General features: G+C 45.9%; 12 protein-coding genes. 7 read left to right on the top strand and 5 right to left on the bottom strand.

The window, feature by feature from the left end:
• The first annotated feature begins 16 nt into the window (after positions 1-16).
• From BACCOPRO_RS04380 to BACCOPRO_RS04370, 3 genes are all read left to right on the top strand, one after another.
• On the top strand, positions 17-3,178 hold the full coding sequence (locus tag BACCOPRO_RS04380; protein ID WP_008141324.1) for a DUF5107 domain-containing protein: 3,162 nt from the start codon (positions 17-19) through the stop codon (positions 3,176-3,178).
• Positions 3,179-3,445: 267 nt separating this feature from the next.
• Positions 3,446-4,618 carry a DUF4934 domain-containing protein gene (locus BACCOPRO_RS04375; RefSeq protein ID WP_008141323.1) on the top strand — a complete coding sequence of 391 codons (1,173 nt, stop codon included), beginning with the start codon at positions 3,446-3,448 and terminating at the stop codon, positions 4,616-4,618.
• 43 nt (positions 4,619-4,661) lie between these two features.
• Positions 4,662-5,678 (top strand): BF3164 family lipoprotein, encoded by a 1,017-nt coding sequence (locus BACCOPRO_RS04370; RefSeq protein WP_008141321.1) that lies wholly within the window; start codon positions 4,662-4,664, stop codon positions 5,676-5,678.
• 46 nt (positions 5,679-5,724) lie between these two features.
• Here BACCOPRO_RS04370 and BACCOPRO_RS04365 read toward each other — a convergent pair whose 3' ends face one another.
• Entirely contained in the window at positions 5,725-6,876 is a 1,152-nt protein-coding gene (locus BACCOPRO_RS04365) for a PDDEXK nuclease domain-containing protein (RefSeq protein ID WP_008141320.1), read from the bottom strand.
• Positions 6,877-7,799: 923 nt separating this feature from the next.
• Here BACCOPRO_RS04365 and BACCOPRO_RS04360 point away from each other — a divergent pair.
• The 3 genes from BACCOPRO_RS04360 to BACCOPRO_RS04350 all read left to right on the top strand — a co-directional run bounded on the left by BACCOPRO_RS04360 (position 7,800) and on the right by BACCOPRO_RS04350 (position 14,706).
• Positions 7,800-10,094, top strand: coding sequence for a DUF4091 domain-containing protein (locus tag BACCOPRO_RS04360; protein ID WP_040311168.1), 2,295 nt, complete (start codon positions 7,800-7,802; stop codon positions 10,092-10,094).
• A 438-nt stretch (positions 10,095-10,532) separates the two neighbouring features.
• On the top strand, positions 10,533-12,938 hold the full coding sequence (locus BACCOPRO_RS04355) for a TonB-dependent receptor domain-containing protein (protein WP_008141314.1): 2,406 nt from the start codon (positions 10,533-10,535) through the stop codon (positions 12,936-12,938).
• Positions 12,939-13,218: 280 nt separating this feature from the next.
• Positions 13,219-14,706 carry an ADP-ribosylglycohydrolase family protein gene (locus BACCOPRO_RS04350; RefSeq protein WP_246497812.1) on the top strand — a complete coding sequence of 496 codons (1,488 nt, stop codon included), beginning with the start codon at positions 13,219-13,221 and terminating at the stop codon, positions 14,704-14,706.
• A gap of 6 nt (positions 14,707-14,712) precedes the next feature.
• Here the strand turns inward: BACCOPRO_RS04350 and BACCOPRO_RS04345 are convergent, their stop codons facing one another.
• Together BACCOPRO_RS04345 and BACCOPRO_RS04340 are read right to left on the bottom strand one after the other, a co-directional pair.
• Positions 14,713-15,660: a 2-hydroxyacid dehydrogenase gene (locus BACCOPRO_RS04345; RefSeq protein ID WP_008141310.1), complete on the bottom strand. Its 948-nt coding sequence runs from the start codon at positions 15,658-15,660 to the stop codon at positions 14,713-14,715.
• 78 nt (positions 15,661-15,738) lie between these two features.
• Positions 15,739-16,398 carry a fibronectin type III-like domain-contianing protein gene (locus BACCOPRO_RS04340; protein ID WP_008141308.1) on the bottom strand — a complete coding sequence of 220 codons (660 nt, stop codon included), beginning with the start codon at positions 16,396-16,398 and terminating at the stop codon, positions 15,739-15,741.
• Between the two features lie 382 nt (positions 16,399-16,780).
• Between BACCOPRO_RS04340 and BACCOPRO_RS04335 the strand changes: the two genes are divergently transcribed.
• The gene (locus BACCOPRO_RS04335) at positions 16,781-17,467 is read left to right on the top strand and encodes a DUF2461 domain-containing protein (RefSeq protein WP_040311192.1); all 687 of its coding nucleotides are present in this window, start codon (positions 16,781-16,783) and stop codon (positions 17,465-17,467) included.
• A gap of 10 nt (positions 17,468-17,477) precedes the next feature.
• On the opposite strand, the gene BACCOPRO_RS17135 is transcribed toward BACCOPRO_RS04335, so the two are convergent.
• Together BACCOPRO_RS17135 and BACCOPRO_RS17130 are read right to left on the bottom strand one after the other, a co-directional pair.
• Positions 17,478-18,929 (bottom strand): hypothetical protein, encoded by a 1,452-nt coding sequence (locus tag BACCOPRO_RS17135; protein ID WP_008141303.1) that lies wholly within the window; start codon positions 18,927-18,929, stop codon positions 17,478-17,480.
• 51 nt (positions 18,930-18,980) lie between these two features.
• The gene (locus BACCOPRO_RS17130) at positions 18,981-20,591 is read right to left on the bottom strand and encodes a fimbrial protein (RefSeq protein ID WP_155819072.1); all 1,611 of its coding nucleotides are present in this window, start codon (positions 20,589-20,591) and stop codon (positions 18,981-18,983) included.
• Positions 20,592-20,596: the final 5 nt, after the last annotated feature.

Raw genomic sequence — 20,596 nt, 5'->3', positions numbered from 1 at the left:
AAAAACCATTTATCACATGAAAAACAGAATACTAACCCTGACAACCTGTGTCTTCTGCCTGGCTCCGCAAGGATTTGCCCAGCATGTATCCGTTCAGGAACAGACGGAGACCCTGAAAACCTATAAATTCTCTGATCCGAATCCGGTAGCAACTCCTTCCAACCTGTTCTACCCCTACTTCCGGTTTGACGGATTTACAGCCAAAGGTGAAAACCGGGAATGGAAAACAGTTGAGCTGGAGAATGATTACATCAAAGTTACCCTCTTTCCGGAAGTAGGCGGAAAGATATGGGGAGCCGTGGACAAGACCACCGGTAAAGACTTTATCTACAAGAACGGAGTAGCCAAATTCCGTGATATCGCCATGAGAGGTCCCTGGACCTCCGGCGGTATTGAGTTCAATTTCGGTATCATCGGACACGCTCCCACCTCCAGCACTCCTGTGGATTATCTGGTCAGACAAAAAGATGACGGCAGTGTAAGCTGCTACCTGTTCTCCTACGAATGGCTGACACGCACGGCCTGGACTGTGGAAGTCAATCTGCCTAAGGACAAAGCTTACTTTACAACCCACACCACCTGGTACAACCAGTCCGATGTTGATCAGCCTTATTACCAGTGGATGAATGCCGGATACCGGGTCGGCCAGAAAGCCGAGTTCTGTTATCCGGGCGACCATCTCATCGGACACGGGGGTGAGGTTTCCTCGTTCCCGGTGGATGAAAACAACCGGAACATCGGATGGTATGACTCCAATAATTTCGGCAATTCCAAGTCTTACCACGTTCTGGGATATTACAATGACTATTACGGCATCTACTGGCACGGAGAAGATTTCGGATCCATCCATCATTCCAATTTTGATGAGAAACTGGGTATGAAAATCTTCCTGTGGGGACAGTCCCGTGAAGGAGGTATCTGGGAAGACCTGCTGACCGACCAGAACGGCCAGTACATCGAACTGCAGTCCGGCCGAATGTTCAACCAGCCGGCTTCCAACAGTGCCTACACCCCTTACAAACATCATTCGTTCGCACCTCAGATGACGGATGCATGGACCGAATACTGGTATTCCGTCAAAGGAATCAAAGGAGTGTCCAAGGCCAGCGCCATCGGAGCCTTGCACGTAATGCGTGAAGCTGACGGGCTGAAACTGGCCTTTTCACCGCTGGAAAAACTGTCAACCGATCTCAAGATCTACAAAGACCAGCAGCTGGTGGAAACACTGTCTCTGACTGCCAACGTCATGGAACCGGTCACCCTGACTTCCCTGAAAGGAAAAGACATCCCCGAAGGCCACCTGAAAGTAGTCATCGGAGACAATCTCCTGGTCTACTCGGATAATCCGGAAAACTTCGACCTGAAGCGCCCCATGACCCTTCCCGAAGATTTCAACTGGAATTCTGCTTTCGGACTTTATACCCAGGGAGAACAATGGCTGAACCAGAAAGTATGGGACAAGGCAGAAAGCTACCTGAAGAAATCCCTGAAACAGGATGCCAACTTCTCACCGGCTCTGGTACGCCTTTCCTCCCTCTATTACCGGGAAGGCAGATATCAGGAAATGATTCCCCTGCTGGAACGGGCTTTGGGACTGAATACCTATGACGGAGAAGCCAACTACCTGTACGGACTGGCCAACCGCATGCTGGGCAATGCAACAGAAGCAAAGGCTGCTTTTGCCATCGCCACTTTTTCAGCTTCAGTGCGCACTGCCGCTTACGAACAGCTGGGCGAAATGTATGCCTGCGACCGGAACTGGACCAAAGCCGAACAATATGCAAAGAAGAGTCTGACTTACAATGCCATGAATCTTCATGCCCGTCAGTTGCTGACCATGATTTACAGAAAGACTGGCAGAACAGAACTGGCGAAAGAACAGATCAGCCAGGTGCTGGATCAACTGCCTTTGTATCATGGTCTCCGATTTGAAGAAGCCTGGCTGTCCGGAAACCATACTCCGGAACAACTTGCTTCATTCGCTTCCCAGATCCGTAATGAACTGCCGGCCGAAACTTTCCTGGAACTGGCAGAATGGTATGAAAGAACCGGATGTGAGGAAGAAGCCATCGCCCTGCTCACCTGTGCCGGAAATCATCCGATAGCCCTGTATCAGAAAGCCTGGCTGCAGAACAGACAAGGAGCAGCTCAGGAAGCCCGGGAAACACAGGAACTGGCCAATGCCCAGTCACCGGATTATATCTTCCCCTTCCGTCCGGAAACCCTGAAGTACCTGAATTGGGCCGAATCGCAGTCAGCCAACTGGAAAATCAACTATTACCAGGGACTGATATACTGGACCAACCAGCAGAAGGACAAGGCACTCCAGAAAATGAATCTGTGTGACAATGCAGGCTATGCACCTCTGTATCTGTCGCGCGCACAACTCAAGGAAGGCGAAGCCAGACTGGCAGACCTGATGAAAGCCGAGCAGACAGATCCTTCATGGAGAGCCGGCATGGCCTTGCTGAACTATTATACCGCAGAAAGCAACTGGGACAAGGTGGTAGAAACAGGCAAAAAGTACATCCGGAAATATCCGGACAACTATTACATCGGACTGAAATATGCCAACGGTCTGTGCGAAACCAGACAGTATGGTTCCTGCATTTCCCTGTTGAGCAAGATGCAGGTGTTACCGAACGAAGGTTCCTATGCCGGCAGAGCCGTATATCGTGCTGCTAACCTCTACCAGGCAATGGATCAGTTCAGCAAACGCCGGTATGATGCAGCCCTGAAATCCATAAAAGCCTCCGAAGAATGGCCGGAAAATCTGGGTGTAGGAAAACCTTACGACGATCAGATAGACAAACGGCTGGAAGATTATCTGGAAGCCAAGGTATATGAAAAGAAAGGAGAAACGGCAAAAGCCCAAACCCTGCTGGACAAAGTATCTTCTCATCCTACTTCCACCCGCAATTTCGAATCAGCGCATTTGCTGACGGCACTGGCTTTGCGTGACACAGGCAAACAGGCAGAAGCCGACAAGCTGGTTGCCTCCTGGAAAAAGGATTTCCCGGAAAGCAAACCGGCACAATGGTGTGCTGCCGTTTATCATGGAAACATGGACCAGGCCAGAGAACTGTTGAGCAGCAGATATGCTTCCAACGAGACTACTCCCTGGGAAACCGGTTACCGGGATACAAACTTTGACCTGATCGCAAGACTGTTCAAATAATTCTGCCCAACCGGACTGCTGTAACTCTGTCCGGTTACCAGACAAGAAGGAGGCCCCAAAATCATGTTTACTCCAGACATTAAAGATTTTGGGGCCTTCCCTTTCTTGAAAAAGCCCCGCAGATTTCTGATTTTTTTCTGAGAAAAAGTATCGAAAGAATCTGATAATCAGACAAGATACAAATTTCTCAGAAATCCGCGCGGCCCCCTGTCATTGTTTTTCGGACATATTCTCTTTACCTTTGCTCAAGTATAAATTCAAAGGAATATGACAAGAAAAAACCTATTAAGAAAAGCATTATCCGGACTGTTGATTCTGACATTGGCCGGATGTCATCCGGGGAAAGAAAAAACGCAGGAAAAATGCCAGACTCTCCAGATAGAAACGGAAACGACAGCCGGCAGCATCCGCCTGTCAGAAGTGGCAAACAGCTCACTGGTTGTTCTGCCCACCTCCGATTCATTACTGCTCAGTGAAATAAACCAGATTCATCTGAAAAAAGATTTTCTATATGTAGCGGATCCGTCTTCCGTATATAAATTTTCTTTATCCGGAGAATGTCTCGGTGCAATCCACCGCCAGGGAACAGGACCGGAAGAATATGCAAACGTAAGTGATTTTCAGACCGACGGTGAACATGTGTGGGTCTTGAGCCGCAACACGCAATGCATAAACAGCTATTCATGGGACAACAGTTGTACCAGCCGCATCAATTTGGACCTCTGGATGGAAAACATATGTCTGACAGACAGCAATACCCTATACATTTATACAGGCAATGACATGAGCAAGGATAACCGGTTCCAGCTTCATGCCTTGTCACTGAGTGATTCAAGCTCCACGCATCACTTCCTGCCTGTTGACAAGGCCAAAGCCCAATATCTGTTTGTAAAGTCAAAGAACATTTTCCAGCAGAACGGATCGCACACCTACTTTACCCAGCTGTTCAACGACACCGTCTACAACCTGAACGCTGCAGCCTGTACCCCTGCATTTGTACTGGACTTCTCAGGCAAGAATATTCCGTCTTCTTTCTACAACCAGCCCTATGAACACATCATGGAGTTCTTTGAAAAACTGCATCAGGAAGACCGCTTTGCATACGGAACAGACTGTTTTCTGGAAACAGACAAAAACTACTGGGCCGGCTATTTCTACAAAAAGCAATACCGGATGTCCATCCTTCCCAAATCAGCTGACGGAAAGCAAATCTGTTTCGGTACACTTCTGGTTGACCAGCTGTATGATTATCCGGTCAATCTGACGGATGTAACATTGTTTGTCCAGGATAACGGACAGATCGTCCTTCCTTTACAGCCAGACGACATCATGGAATATGGCCGTACGCATTTATCCCCGTCCCAGCAACAGGAACTTGCAGACAAGCTTCACTATACAGACGACCAGAATCCGGTGCTGCTGCTCATCCGGGCCATCTGAACCGAAACTTCATCCATTCGTACAACCTAAAAAAACAAATTCTATGAAATCAATACAACGCAACACACTCCTCATCATATTTATGGTCTTGACGGTATGTTTTCCCTCATGCAAACAGGAAGGAACCGGTGAGAAATGGCAAAAACAACGGAATGAAAAAACAGATGTCAGAAACCGGATCCGGGAAATCAGTATGGAAGACGTACTGATCGGAGCCATGGCCAAATCTTATGTTTTCGATGATTATCTCATCATAGCTGACTACCGCTCCATGGAGAAAATGGTACACATCTTCAACAAGAACACATTTGCTCCCTTATGCAGTTTCGGAGATCCCGGACAGGGCCCCAAAGAAATAACCGTCCTCGGAACAGTGGCATGGAATCCGGAGAAGCGGGAACTGTACGTGACGGATCACGGCCAGCTCCGCATTCTCGGCTATCAGCTGGACAGCCTGCTCCAGAATTCCGATTACGAACCATTTGTCAAGCTGAAAGTGAACGGTATGAACTTCCCGAACGATTATTGCTACATCAACGATACACTGGCTTACGGCTCTTTCATCCAGCCCACCTCCTCTTCCACTTTCCTGCAGACCAGCGGCAAATGGAACATGCAGACGGGAGAAATCAAGCTCACGGCCTACACCCATCCGGCCGACCAGAAAAAACGTATCAGTTACGCCGTTTCTCCAGCCAGCCAGACGCTGGTGGAATGCAATGGCAGATATGATCTGATCAGCCTCTACAACCTGGAAGGCGAACTGCAATGCAATGTCTACGGTCCCAACTGGGATGAAAGCGGAGACAGAAAAAAACATTTCTCGGAGGTTCAGATCTGCGGAGACAAGATCATAGCCTTATACTCGGGACAAGACTGGAACAAAGGCAATCTGGGGGAAATATTTCATGTGTTCAACATGAAAGGCGACTATCTGAAAACCCTGGTTGTAGGCCGTCCCATCAACTACTTCTGCTACGATAAAGACAACAACCGGATCATCATGAATCTGGACGATGAAATCCAGTTTGCTTATCTGGATCTGGAAGGGTTATTGTGAAAAGTATGACAGAAAAAATGATTATGCTTTGCTGTATCCATTTAAGTTAGTCCCTGTTTAAGAATAGATTGCAAAACTCATTCAGTTGCTGCTGCATGCGTTCCTGTGGAATGAGAATGCGCTTATATTCAGCAATCATGGTAGGGCTCATGCTTCTGCTCATGGCATATTCTACTACTATCCGGTCTGCTTCCGGACAGAGTATAATACCGATAGAAGGGTTCTCGTTAGACCGTTTAACATCCCGATCGAGTGCTTCCAAATAGAATTCCAACTGTCCAAGATCACGAGGATGGAACTTCGTCTTTTTCAATTCCACAGCAACTAATGCCTGTAAGCCACGATGAAAGAATAATAGATCAGCCTTGAATGTAGATGTTCCTATATTAAGACGATATTCCTGATCCATGAATATAAAGTCTTTTCCAAGTTCAAGAATAAACTGCTTCATATGTTCTATCAGGCCATTTTTTAGCTTTGTTTCGCTATGCTTTTTCGGCAGATTAAGAAAATCTACGAACAGGGTGTCTTTGAACATGACTGGCGCATTAGGATATCTTTCCAGTAATCCTTTTGACATATTGTCCTTGCTTCCTAATAATCCTGCATAAGTCTGATTGGAAATGCAACGTTGGAGCTCTCGTTTTACTAAATGCTCTTTATTGGCATAGAGTATATAAAACAACCGTTCTTCGTCGCTTTTACATCGGCATAATATTTCTATATGATTAGTCAAACTCGTTAACTCCAATATCTTAGGCATTTGTCCAATTGCTGGCTGGACAAATTGTGCAGTTTTTGGCTGCACAATTACAGGTATTTTCTGTTTATGGTCGCTCGCTTCAATTTGTGCAGTTTTTGGCTGCACAAATTCAGTATTCAAATATTGTCTTATTGTTGCTATGAACGTTTCTGATGAATACTCATCATAGAACATTACCATATTGTAAATATTTCTTTTGCTATATCCTTTGATGTCAGGGCGTTGGGAACGTATATATTCAGACAGTTGCGAAACAACCTTGCTTCCCCATTCTTCGCTCTTCAGTTTAGCAGATACATATCCACCTACATGCCATGCTGTGAGTAGCAGCTCTTCATTGACGGCTCTTGAAGCATTACTTTTATGTTGGAGAATAATATTTATGATTTCTCCGAATTGCTGTTCTATTGATATTGCGATGTCGTTATTTTTCATACGCTTAATCTTAATTTATGTTTGCAAGCAGCTTCTCAAGTTCTGCTACTGCTGAACTAATAGTTATACTTTTCTCTTTTATTTCAGCCATCAACTCTGCCAAGGAGTGGTCATAAGATCTATCTTTTGCCTTGCTTTTTCTTCTGGTATCATAATTCCGATCAAACTGCCTTTCTTTTATTTAATTTTGTTCCTAGATGCAATTATATTACGCAAATATAAGGAATTATATTCCAAATCTCAATTTGTTTTCTCATTTTTACTGAGAAGTCAGTAATCCAGCTCTTCAGGCTAAAACATATGGTCATTGAAGCTGGATTATGCGGTCATTAAGGCTTCATTATGCGTTCGTTACAACTGAATTGTGCAGTCGTTTCAGCTGAATTGTACGGTTCCTTCTCCAGTACCACAAAGTGGTTAAACCTGACATGGGAAAAGGTGTTTCAAAGGTTTATAGATATATTTTGCAATAATACTTGAAACAACGGAAACCACTGGAGCGCAACAGGATTAGAATAACCATAATTAATGTAGATTGCCGGATTGTGTTCCAACTTGTCAGCTTATTGCCCGATCGATTACTTAAATGAATCCAATGAAGATTTTAAGGAAAGGATGCAATAGTTCGTAGATGCCAAATTCGGAATGTTCGCTTATCTTTGCCTCTACAACAGTCTGGGAGACATATATAATGGAAATACTTCAAAAGGTGGGAACAATCCTGAAAAAGGATTAGCCTGACATCCGATAACAAGCTTGTTGGAACAGTTTCCTAAAATAATCTGACAGACTGCTGACTTTTTTCAGATTTATTCGTATTTTTGATGCGAATTACAAGAATGTGTGCCGATTGATGCCCAACACCAGCCGGCACACAATAATTTATAGGGGTGGTTTTACAAACTAATGAAAAAAGCACAGTTATGAAAAGCATGTTTTTGTTTTTATCTTTGTTGTCATGTATGCCCGCAGTGGCCAGTAATGTATCCGACAACAAACAAGATCAGGTAGATTTGAATCAGACGGCAACAGGAGGTTACGGGTATTTTATAAACCAGGATCAAAAAGCCTCCGTCTGGTGGGCCGAAGGCGCTTACAAAGTATTGAAAGATGCACCGGTTCCGAGAAAAAGCCAGAGCAGGGTCTCTCTGTCGGCTGCCAAGAATGAATACGAATCGTTTATCATTGTGGTAAATCCGGAAAGTGAAATGGAAAACTTCCGCATCTCGGTGGCAGACTTTACTTCTTCTGACGGAAAGACGATCCCCGGTGACCAGGTTGAAATCAGAAAGGTGGAATACGTCAAGGTCTCCCACCCTACGGACTATTATGGTTACAAAGGATATTTCCCGGATCCGCTGCCGTTGTATGAAAAGCCTCTGACATTAAAGGCATCCGAGAATACCCCTTTATGGATTACAGTCCATGTTCCTTCGCAGACTGCGGCTGGCCAATATACATCAGAAGTGACACTTACGGCAGCCAACGGCTGGAAAACTACGGTTCCCGTTGATCTGACGGTGAGAAACTTTGAACTTCCTGCTGTTCCTACCATTCGTTCCGGATGGGGAATGAACATGAAAAATGTGGAACTCTATGAAAATCTGACCACCGAAGAACAGAAACGTGACAAATTCGAAAAATACATGGAAATGTTCAGCCGGTACAAAATCTCTCCTTACGATCCTTTCCTGTATGCTCCGATTCATGAAACCGTTTCCGGAGTGGACTGGGAAGGCGGATTTTATGACAGCAAAGAAAAAGTCAGCGGAAATTACGGCTATAAGGTTGTAGATAATTCAGCCACTGAGAACATAGAAGCCTGCACACGCGAATTGCAGCCTGTAACTCCGGGAAAGACCTATGAGTTAAAATGGAAAGCCAAAAGCCAGGCAGAGAAGCAGACTTATGTAGTAGGTGTAGAATGCTATGATGCCGAAAAGAATCTGATTGTCTTCGAAAACCGTTTTGAACAATTTACAGCGAACCCGGGATGGGAATCATTCACTTTCCCGCTGGGAATGTTCGACGAAGAAATCCGCTATGTCAAAGTCATCCTGTGTGCTGCCAACCGCACCTATCACGGAGAAGACAAAGGGGTTGTCTGGTTCGATGATCTTTCGATGAATCAGAAGGAAACAGACCAGAACCTGCTCGCATGCGGAAATTTTGAAGTGGATCTGGACAAGATCGACATCCAGCTGGATTTCTCTGATTTCGAAGCGGCTGCCAGAAAATACTTTGCGCCTCCCTATAACTTCAACTCCTTCCGTCTGGCCATAAAAGGTCTGGGATCAGGAACCTACTATTCCCGCCAGAATGGTATCTTCGAAGGATTCGAGCAGGGAACGGAAGAGTATAACAAACTTATGAAGCGCTATTTGCAGCAGATTCAGGATAATCTGGAACGAATCGGCGTACTGGGCAAAGAATACATCTACTGGTTTGATGAACCGTCGGAAAAAGATTATGAGTTCGTATACCAGACCAACAAGATGATCAAGGAGTATGCTCCGAAACTGACAACCTTCCTGACAGAACATGTGGCAGGTCAGGATATCTCGGACGTTACCGATATCAGCTGCACCATCTGGCACCAGCTGAACCACGAAAAAATCGACAAGATGAACCAGCGCGGACTGGAATACTGGTCTTATCTCTGCGTATGGCCGAAAGCTCCGTGGATTTCCGAATTCATCGACCACGATGCCGTGAATATGCGCATGTGGCTGTGGGCATCCTACGTCTACCGCCTGAAAGGGGTACTCATGTGGGAAACCACCTACTGGAACTCCAACGAAGCTTCCCCGAAAGGATATCTGCAGAACCCCTGGCAAGAAGCCATGAGCTGGGTAACCGGATACGGCTGGCCTTATGGAAAACAGACAATCTGGGGAAATGGTGACGGACGGTTCTTCTATCCGGAAAACAGAGATCCCAACAAGGACAAGACAACCGCTTATCAGGGCTATCCGATCCCGTCCATCAGACTGGAATTCCTCAGAGCCGGTATTGAGGATTACGAATACATGTGCATTCTGGAAAAACTGATGAAGGCGGCTTCGAAGAAACAGGCGTCACTGGTGAAAGAAGCCAGACAACTGTTGCAGATTCCAAAATCCATCTACACCGATGAGAAGACCTACAACAAAGATCCCCACGTTTTGCTGGAACACCGGCAGAAAATTGCGGAACTGATTGAGAAGTTTATGAAATAAAAAACTGTAGAAAAAATGAGCTTCGGGCTTTTAAAAAAACGTTTCGGCGTTTGCTTTAAAAGCCCGAATTCTTTTTTATAAAACATTTCGACGTTTTTTCAATGAGATAAGGATTGTATGATCTGAAAAATATACTTGCGAAAGTCTGTCGGAAGCAACCCCTTCATATTTTCTGAAGATTCATACAACTCCATAATCCTCTGAGAAAATATATCCTCCGAAAGTGTTTAATAATCAGTATAAAATATTAAACATAGAAGAATATTTATGTATATCTTTAAATTTCAGAACTATAAAAAGTTATAAATTTTTCAGCAACAAATCTTCTACCCCACACCATATTCAGAAAAACATTTAGTTAGGTGCAAAAAAATAATTGAAATATGATATGTTTAAAAAAATAATATATCTTTGTTCAAAATTTAAATAATCTGAATTATGAAACGCATATTACTTCTTGGGTTGTTTATCTGTAACCTTTTGGGGCTGGAAACAATCGCACAGAACATTACAGGGAGCATAATCAACAAACAAAATGAAAAACTTCCTTACACGGCCATTGCCGTCATTGAGCGACAAAACAACAAACTGATCGACTCTGCCATCTGCGACTCTCTTGGTGTATTCCGCTTAAAATCAAGATCCGAATATCCGGACGGAATCGTACTATATATCACCAATGTCGGCTATAAAGAAAAATATGTGGAGGTCGGCACGCAAGCACAAAATCTAGGAACCATCATTCTGGATGAAGATCCCGTATTACTCAGTGAAGTAGTCGTCACGGCAAAACCCCAGCTTACACGGGAAGCCGACCGGTATTCATTCAAAGTTGCAAACACCAGCATTGTGAAAGGGAACAATACCTGGGGAGTCTTAAAACTGACTCCTTTCCTTCAGGTGAATGACCATGCCGGAATCACGCTGGTCGGAAAAGGAAATCCCATCGTCTACATCAATGGCCGGAAATCAAAATTAAACGGAGAAACCCTGCAACAGTACCTGAAAAGCATGCCTGCCGAAAACATTGACAAGATAGAAATCATGACCACACTGAACAGCAGCTTTCGGGCAGACGTATCAGGTGGAGCTATCAATATCGTGCTGAGAAAAAATGAAAACGAAGGAGCCAAAGGTACTCTTTCCCTTACAGACCAGCAGATGAAGGACAAGAACTCACAGACAGGAAATGCGTTCTTAAACTACAAGAAGAACAAAGTGGATCTGACAGCCAATGTGTACGCACAGCATTACGTGCTCCCCCAGGAATCTGATATAACCTATAATTATCCGACCTCAAAAGCTTCCACCCTCTCGCATTCGGAATATGATTACAACAAACTGACCTACGGAGGGATGGTTAATCTGGACTACCACATCAATGACAAACAGATCATCGGTGTCGTTGTCAATGCTTCAGGCAATACGTACAACCCCAGCCTGATGGACAACACGAACCGCTATTTCACGAACGGTCAGCTGGACTCTCTGTCGCAGACCAGAAAAGACGTTCACACAACCGGATATCAGGTATCGTCAAATGTCAACTATCGCTATGATATCAAACAGGGTAAATACCTGAATATTGACTTTGACTTCCTGAAATATGGGAATTACAACCGTCAGAATGACATTACACACAGCGAAAAGCCAGAAATGCCTCATACGCTGCTGCTAGATTACCGCCAAAGACAGAATATCAATATTACAAACTGGGCAGGCAAAATCGACTTCAAGACTCCGCTGGGCAACGGATATTCAATGAACATTGGCTCGGAGGTCTACACGACACGCTCGGACGCCAACTCTTTCTTCGGGCACAAAGAAGGTGAGCAGTATGTTGACAAGTACGGACAAAGCAATCATTTCATTTACGATGAAACGGTAGCGGCCGGATTCCTGTCATTCAGTAAAAGTTTCAGCAAGTGGGCACTCATGCTCGGTGCACGCCTGGAATACACACACGGTAAAGGCGATGTAAAAAATAATCCCGAACAGAATTTCAACCGCAATGACTGGGATGTATTTCCTTCTGCTTCCATCAGCTATATGCCCAATGAGAAACACAGTTTTTCGCTTTCCTTGCAGTCTGGAGTCAGACGCCCGGAATTTGCCTTGCTGAACCCGTTCCGCAATTATACTTCGGAAACGTCATACTCCGAGAACAACCCGTTCCTGAAATATATGCGGACTTATAACATAGACTTCTATTATACATTGAACTATAAATATGTTTTCGCAGTCAATCATTTTATCTCGCGCAACAGCTGGACTATGTTCCGTCTGCCGGTAGAAGGAACCAACACAGTACGCTCACTTTTCGACAATTATGGCAACAGCCGGATCACCACATTCAACTTTATGTGGAATGAAAGTCTGTTCAACAACTATCTATACGTGAACTATGCCCTTGGAGGTTACTATAGCTACAACAAAGGACAGATAGAAAATCAGCCTGTCAGAAGATATGGCTTCACCCCGACCCTGCAGTTCATGAATTTCGTCACTCTTTCGAAAAAGTACAAATGGTCATTAGATATCTACTACAACATGATGGGACGGGAACATATGCCCCAGACTCTGAGAAAGACCAATCATTACATGTATGCATCCATACGCAAGAATCTGAAACAGTGGACATTCACAGCAGGAGTCTACAACATCTTCAATTCTTACAATGAAGAATACAGCGTAAATACGGGAGCTGACTACAATTATGCCTTTACGATGAAAAACAATCCGCGCAATGTACAAGTGGGAGTAACCTATAATTTCGGAAATCAGAAAGTGAAAGGTTCCCGCAACAAACGGACTAATAATGAAATCAAGCGGCGTTTACAATAATTTTTTATTAACTTTAACTCATTAGTGTCCCATTAAAATGGGACACTAATGAACCAATATAAAAAATTATATCTATAAGGATTACAAATTAAATGATGATACCCCTTTATCTTTCATATATAGAATTTGTAAAATATCTAATTCGACATTATGGAAAGCATTTTTCCTTTTTAACACAAAGCTATAAATTAACTCACTTATTTTTCACTAAGTCTTCAAAAACTGCTGAACCATGAAACATCTCTTCCCATGCACTCTCCTGTTTGCAGCCATGTGGCTGATGGAGGCATGTTCTCCTGGAACTGCCGGAACCAACCATCCATGCATTCCGGAGACATATACAATCTCTAAAGACAGTCTGCTGGATAAAATCAAAGGAGGTTGGGCCGGTCAGGCCATCGGCTGTACCTACGGAGGTCCCACAGAGTTCAAATACTGCGGGACGATGATTCAGGATTATGTGCCCATCGAATGGTATGACGGCTACATCAAGTGGTGGTATGACAATGTGCCGGGATTGTATGACGATGTTTACATGGATCTTACTTTCGTGGATGTATTCGACCGTCTGGGGCTGGATGCCCCGGCGGACTCTTTTGCTATGGCTTTTGCCACTGCTGAATATCCCCTCTGGCATGCTAATCAGGCGGCACGATACAATATTCTGCAAGGAATCATGCCGCCGGCATCCGGTCACTGGATGAACAATCCTCATGCCTGCGACCTGGACTATCAGATAGAGGCAGACTATGCCGGTCTGATGTCTCCCGGTATGCCTAATGCTGCTTCCGGTATAGCCGATAAAATCGGACATATCATGACGTATGGAGATGGATGGTATGGCGGAGTCTATGTAGGAGCCATGTATTCCCTGGCTTTTCTGTCTGATGACATCGGATTCATCGTAAAAGAGGCGCTGAAAACCATTCCTCAGGAAAGCCAGTTCTACCAATGCATGAGTGACGTCATACGCTGGCACCAACAATATCCTGACAACTGGAAACAGACCTGGTTCGAATGTGAGAAGAAATGGAGTACCGATATCGGCTGTCCCGAAGGCGTATTCGTTCCTTACAACATTGACGCAACCATCAACAGCGCCTATATCCTGATCGGCCTGTTATATGGTGAAGGGGATTTCTACAAGACCATGGATATCTCTACCCGATGCGGTCAGGATTCGGACTGTAATCCTGCTTCTGCTGCCGGTATTCTGGGAACCATCCTGGGATATAACCGGATTCCGGATCAGTGGAAAAGAAGCCTGAAAGAAGTTGAGGACAGGAATTTTGCCTATACCGATATTTCTCTGAACAAGGCTTATCAGCTGAGCTTCGGTCAGGCTCTGCAAATGATCGAGAAAAACGGAGGAACAGTTGAAGGAGATCTGGTAACCATCCAATGCCAGCAACCGGTTGCCGTACAATACGAAAAAGCTTTCGAAGGAATGTATCCTACCGGGAAACGGGGGATCAATAAAAAGATCACCGATATTCAGGAACTGGAATTTAACGGAAACGGTGTCGTGATCAGAGGAAATGTCAATGCCTCCGACGAAGAATATGTGGCCGAAGTCGAACTGTACATTGACGGGCAGCTGGCCGAAACCGCCCAGCTGCCTGCTTCCTTCGCCAAACGGCGTTACGAGCTGTTCTGGAAATACCGGTTGACGGAAGGGAAACATACCATCGCTTTCAAATGGCTTAATCCCCAGCAGGGAGTCTCCATACAGATAAGCGAAATGTTGGTCTACAATGCAAGGAAATAAAAAAAATTAAAGAATCACATTCTCCTGCTTCCCGTCCATCCAGTTGGAAAGGTTGCTGAACACAATCGCAGCACGGGCTTCCATCGACTCTTCAGACGCAAATGCGACATGCGGAGTGGCCAGTACATTCGGTGCCTGAAGCAGCGGATGGGCCGGATCAAGCGGGGGTTCAGTTTCGAACACATCGATTCCGGCACCGGCCAGATAGCCGTTCTTCAAGGCTTCAGCCAGAGCTGCGGAGTCAACCACTCCCCCACGGGCCGTATTGATCAGATAAGCGCCCTGTTTCATCATTCCCAGACGGTCTGCATTAATCAGCTGACGGGTTTCGGCAGTCAGCGGACAGTGGAGGGAAACGATGTCGGACTGGGACAGAAGTTCTTCCAACGGCATGAACTCAATAAAGGAAGGTTCCTTGCCGGTCAGATGGCGTTTGTTGCCCAGCACCCGGCAGCCAAAAGCCTTGCACAGTTCGGCCGTACGTGTTCCGATGGCTCCTGCACCGACGATTCCCACAGTCTTGCCGCGCAGTTCACAGCCGACCAGACCGTCTTTGGTCTTTCCCTGACGGCAACGGCCGGCCACCTGCGGCACGTTCCGCAACAGTGACAACATCATGCAAAGGGCCAGTTCGGCTACTGCCTGAGTGGAATAACCGGCAGCATTGCTCACCTTCACTCCACATTCACGGGCAGCATCCAGATCCACATGATCGACTCCCGTGAACGCTACATCAATAAATTTCAGATGCTTGCAGGCGCGGATTACCTCTCCCCGCAACGGCATATTGGCTATGATGATCACATCAGCCTCGCGGGCACGTTCTATCTGTACCTGTATGTCCAAATCCCGGGGATAAGCGTTAAAAGTATGCCCGGCCTCAACCAGCGGACGGGCATATTCACTCAGCCTTTCCGGAGAAATGCCGAGTGATTCCAGCAATACGATATTCATGGTCTTGTTTCTTTAAAATTACCATTGCAAATGTACAAAAATCTATTTCACTACATTCTGTTCGATCAGCAAACAGTCTCATTCCACCTTAAAAGTCCCCTTCAGCCGGATGTCCTCTACGGATGCACCGACAAAGACTTCAAAATCTCCCGGTTCCAGTACAAAATCCATCGCTGCATTCCACAGCTTCAGATCATCCTTCTTCAGCACCAGCGTAACCTTCCTGCTTTCTCCGGGATTCAGTTCAACCTTGGAAAAGCCTCTCAAAGCCTTCACCGGAGTTGTCACACTGCTGATCTTGTCACGGACATAAAGCAGCACCACTTCCGCACCCTTTACATCTCCTGTATTCTTCAGCATACAGCTCACCAGTACCTCCCCTTTCGATGCCATGTGATTCTGTATCTCCAGTTGGCTATACTTAAAAGTCGTATAACTCAAGCCATATCCCAGACAAAACAAAGGATCCGGTGAGGAAAAGACATAATCGCGGCCGGGCTTCTGCGGAGTACCCCGCTGCCGGTAATATCCTTTGCCTGAAGGCTTGTGATTCGCATACATGGAGATATGTCCGGTGGTCGGGGGAAATGTCACAGACAAACGTCCGGAAGGATTAACTTCTCCAAACAGGATCCGGGAAATCGCATCTCCTCCCTTTTCACCCGGATACCAGGCTTCCAACACGGCATCCACCTTTTTCACCTCTTCGGGAATGGTATAAGGACGGCCGTTCAGCATGACAGTACCACCGGCTTCCCCTGACCGGATACAAGATCCAGCAACTCGGCCTGTACTCCGGGAAAATTCAGTTCATTCCGGTCATAGCCTTCACCGCATGTATTGACTTCCTTCGAATTGGCACCTCCCCAGCCAATTCCTGAATAAATGACACTGTGCCTCCAAGTACCAGTACAACGACATCACTTTCCCGGACTTTCACTCCCCCAGTGGCCGTCAATAACATACAGACGGCCAATTTCAGCCGATATACAGATCTGTGTTTCATAGATTCACCCGTTTTTATTCATAAGATGCATGTGTTTATCACGCTATTAAATCCAAAGATAAATAATTCTTGCTACTTTTGCAAACCGAACAAAATTATAAACTGATGATTCTTATGAGCCAGCATATCCCTTCCGATAAACGGGCAGAAATCTGCCTGCAATATTTGCGACAGATCGCCGTCAACAACAACCGCGAATGGTTTCACGAGCACCGCGACCTCTACGACGAGGCACGGGCTGCTTTCGAAAGCATGGTACACGACCTGATCGTGCGCATTACCGCATTCGACCCGTCCGTGCAATATCTGACGGTGGCCGACTGCACCTACCGGTTCTACCGCGACACCCGCTTTTCTCCCGACAAGTCTCCCTACAAACGCCATTTCGGAGCCTACATCAATGCCCGGGGCAAGAAGTCCAACCATGGCGGATACTACATGCACCTGGAACCGGAAGGCTGTCTGGTAGCCGGAGGAGCCTACTGCCTGCCGTCGGACGTCCTGCGTGCCGTACGCCAGAGCATCTGCGAACAACCGGAAACTTTCCACCGCATCGTGGGCAGCGATCCGTTCCACAGCCTGTTTCCCGTACTGGGAGAAACACGGGTGAAAACCATCCCCAAGGGATTTCCCAAGGACTTCCCCTACCCTGAATACATCCGCTGCAAGGATTACTCCTGCTGTCACCCTGTCCCGGAGGAGTTTTTCACGGCTCCCGACTGGCTGGAGCGCACAGCCGGAATGTTCGAGATCATGAAGCCCTTCCTCGACTTTGTCAATGCAACCATTGATGAGTTCTGAGACGGCATTCTCAATTGGCTGTAATGGAAGTGATATCCTTTACCGGACGGACAACACCTATTTCATTTGGTTTGCCATTTTCATCAAAACTACCATTGACCAATATGAAATTACCATTTTTATGCCAGATAAATCCCACACGTTTGTCCGTATAAGGAGGTTGCCCCATCAAAGAAAAAGCTGTCTGACTCATATAATGCTCACCATTATACCCATCCTTCCATGCTGCGCCTGGAAGGCGGGTCGACATAATCAGTAATTCACGCTGATTGGGGATTCGGTACCCCGTCGGACAGGGATTGTAAGTCTGATAATATTGCCATGTATACCAGTTATCACCCTGGGGAAAATAATCAGGATGTACTTCAAAATAAGCATAAGGCCGGTTGTCCTGCTGACGTTCGTTATGGGCAGCCAAAACTGTCTCATAATTCGGACGCCTTGACTTTTCGTTCATATTCGTGACATCGATCTGATAGCCACGGGTAGCTCCAATCTGATGCACAGATACCAGATCGACAGGTTCCTTATCCGGCTGATCCAGCGGGATTCCCAGATTACGCAGACAGCGGTATGAATAAAAAGGCCCATTATATTTTACAAGCTGAGAATCATTTTTCCGTCCCAGTGAAGCTCCCTCTTCTGCCCACAATACCCAGGGATTTGACTCCTGACCGTCATACGAACTGGAAGTGTAATGCCAATATACGCTCTTTCCTCCCGGACGGTCGACAGCATCAGTGGGATACAGACGCGACAATGCATCCAGCGCATACTCTCCCAGATAGATATCCACCAGCTGATTGATACTGGCCAGATACCAGCGGATTTCATCCGCATCTACTATATTATCCCCATCCAGATCACGATTCCGGATCAGGCAAGCATAAATAGCATATTCATACCCACTGTTAAGCCCATAATATTCGCTTTCGCTGAATACATCGCTGGTATTTAATACATCAGTCCACTTCAAATTTACAGGATAATACTGGTAATTATTTCCTAAAAGAATACGAAGCGTATTCAGACGTCCGTTGGATTTGTCCGTCGTAACTCCATTATTAATCGTACCTGCATAAAGTCTTTCGGTTTCCATATTCGACTCCAGCCCCCAGGCTGTCTTCAGGCTCTCCTTATTGACATTATAAACAGTACGGACACTGCGCTGGCGGAAAGAATATTGTGCCTTGATCACACTCGACTGATTATCTTCGGAATATTTCTCTTCATCGACAATGATATAAAGCTGACGGTCGTCCGTTTCAGCCATTTTCTTCCACAACGTGAGATCCTGCAAATTGGTTCTCGGATCATACGCATATACATTTTCATCCACAAAGGCAGTGATCCATGCATAGCCATCCGCATCAAATATTCCATTTGAATTAGTCACTGCCTCCTCTTTCAGGAATTGCATCAGCTGGTTCACATCCCGAAGACGGGCTTTCTCGGTATTCACAGTTTCGTTATTCTGATACCCGTCTCCGTCCGGAGAATAATAAGGAGAAGGCTAATCGTTCTTAGTACGATCCAGCGGGAAAGGGTCATTGTAATTCTGATCACCGGGATATTTCACCATCTTGTCATTGGCTACTCCATACTCTTTATTCACAGCAAACTTGATCCAACGGTAGTCTCTCATATTCTGTTTTATATCCGCGGCATTTGCAACTACCTCATGAATCCCCTTGCTGAACGGCGTGCTTACTCCCCACCGGAGGGTACCTGCCGTACCTCCTTCCTTGGGCTTGAATCCGCTTCTGTTCAGCTTAATCAGACGACGGTCGTAATGACAGTCAAACTGATAACTGTCCTGATAGTTCACCACCACATCTCCGTCATAGCCGGGACGGGGATCTGTCTCATCATCCACATCGACCTCAATATTATATACCCCTTTTACTTTAACGTTATAAATATAGGAATGATTGCGTTTTGTATCATAATCATTGACATCTTCAAATCCATCTCCATCTACATCTGCATACCCCAGATGAACAAGAAAACGCACGTTGGCATAAACCAGCTGGTCTACCCCATCTATCTCTTCAAAATATGACAGGATACCGGTTATTTCTACATAAGTAGAGTTTGCATCGGCATATATAAAATCCCCGAGGGTTACATTCCCATCCGCATCAGTAGTGGGATCTTCCCTTTTATCCCGCAATGCATATTCTCCCGTAGTAATTTCTTGTTTACATTTCTTTCTGTTCTCAGGCATGTAAAAAACAAAGCTCCCGCCTTTATACAAGGCTCCGCTTCTGGAGAACGTTTCAAATTCATAGGACGGCGAATTAAAATAGACGGCAGCGGCAGCGTCACCGTCAAAATCCCAGTTACCCTTCTCATCGGCTGCATCTTTCGGTAAAATAAGAGACTGCCGGGGTACCCGTTTAACCATCCAGCCTGTGGGCTGAAAAGAGAACTTTTCCCAGTCCTTACCTTCCGGAACTTCTGAAGTGACCACAAACTTCACCTTGGCGTCTGTACGTTCCAGCTCCAGGGTACATTCCAGTGTTGCTGTCTGCTCGCTCTCCAGAGCCGGGATATTGATCAATGTCGGATCCGTTCCGTCTGCCGGATTTTTCACCTTGGCATACCCCGTCATCATAAAATAGGCACTGCGGTATACCGATTCATCACGCATGGTCATCACTTTTGCCTTCAGTTCATCCAGCGTGTTCACCGCAGTCAACTCGGCTTCTGTCACCGTATAGGCAGTAGACGTATTCCCATCCGCCAGATTGGCAATACCCACAATGGTGGCGTTGTTCAGCGAAGTGGTGGTAAACGTCAGAATACCGGAACTCAACAAAGTATTACCATTGTCATAACTCAGCCCGCTTCCATCCTTGCAGAAAAACCGGTCGTGTATCTTTCCATCTTCGTCAAAGATCAGGATAAACACATTGTCCACCCTGTCCTCATACTTCCGATCCTGGGCAGCCCGGGTTTCTACCGTTGCTTCCGAAGCCTGGAAACCCAGTTTCACGGTTGTCGGAATACCTTCCTGTATGCGGTCTGTATTTCTGAAAGGCATATCGTCCTGACATGCCGTGAAGAGCAGGATCACCGTCCACAGGGCTATCATCTTTATCTGTATTGCTGTCTTGTTCATATTCG

Origin of the sequence: Phocaeicola coprophilus DSM 18228 = JCM 13818, from assembly GCF_000157915.1 — a bacterium.
Classification (GTDB): Bacteria; Bacteroidota; Bacteroidia; order Bacteroidales; family Bacteroidaceae; genus Phocaeicola; species Phocaeicola coprophilus.
Note: the sequence above shows the minus strand (reverse complement) of the source record. Positions and strands in the feature narration are given on the sequence as shown.

What these genes read in the sequence shown, in the direction of transcription:
- BACCOPRO_RS04380 (WP_008141324.1), top strand. Translation starts at nt 17, where the DNA reads ATGAAAAACAGAATACTAACCCTGACAACCTGTGTCTTCTGCCTGGCT.
- BACCOPRO_RS04375 (WP_008141323.1), top strand. Translation starts at nt 3,446, where the DNA reads ATGACAAGAAAAAACCTATTAAGAAAAGCATTATCCGGACTGTTGATT.
- BACCOPRO_RS04370 (WP_008141321.1), top strand. Translation starts at nt 4,662, where the DNA reads ATGAAATCAATACAACGCAACACACTCCTCATCATATTTATGGTCTTG.
- BACCOPRO_RS04365 (WP_008141320.1), bottom strand. Translation starts at nt 6,876, where the DNA reads ATGAAAAATAACGACATCGCAATATCAATAGAACAGCAATTCGGAGAA.
- BACCOPRO_RS04360 (WP_040311168.1), top strand. Translation starts at nt 7,800, where the DNA reads ATGAAAAGCATGTTTTTGTTTTTATCTTTGTTGTCATGTATGCCCGCA.
- BACCOPRO_RS04355 (WP_008141314.1), top strand. Translation starts at nt 10,533, where the DNA reads ATGAAACGCATATTACTTCTTGGGTTGTTTATCTGTAACCTTTTGGGG.
- BACCOPRO_RS04350 (WP_246497812.1), top strand. Translation starts at nt 13,219, where the DNA reads ATGGAGGCATGTTCTCCTGGAACTGCCGGAACCAACCATCCATGCATT.
- BACCOPRO_RS04345 (WP_008141310.1), bottom strand. Translation starts at nt 15,660, where the DNA reads ATGAATATCGTATTGCTGGAATCACTCGGCATTTCTCCGGAAAGGCTG.
- BACCOPRO_RS04340 (WP_008141308.1), bottom strand. Translation starts at nt 16,398, where the DNA reads ATGCTGAACGGCCGTCCTTATACCATTCCCGAAGAGGTGAAAAAGGTG.
- BACCOPRO_RS04335 (WP_040311192.1), top strand. Translation starts at nt 16,781, where the DNA reads ATGAGCCAGCATATCCCTTCCGATAAACGGGCAGAAATCTGCCTGCAA.
- BACCOPRO_RS17130 (WP_155819072.1), bottom strand. Translation starts at nt 20,591, where the DNA reads ATGAACAAGACAGCAATACAGATAAAGATGATAGCCCTGTGGACGGTG.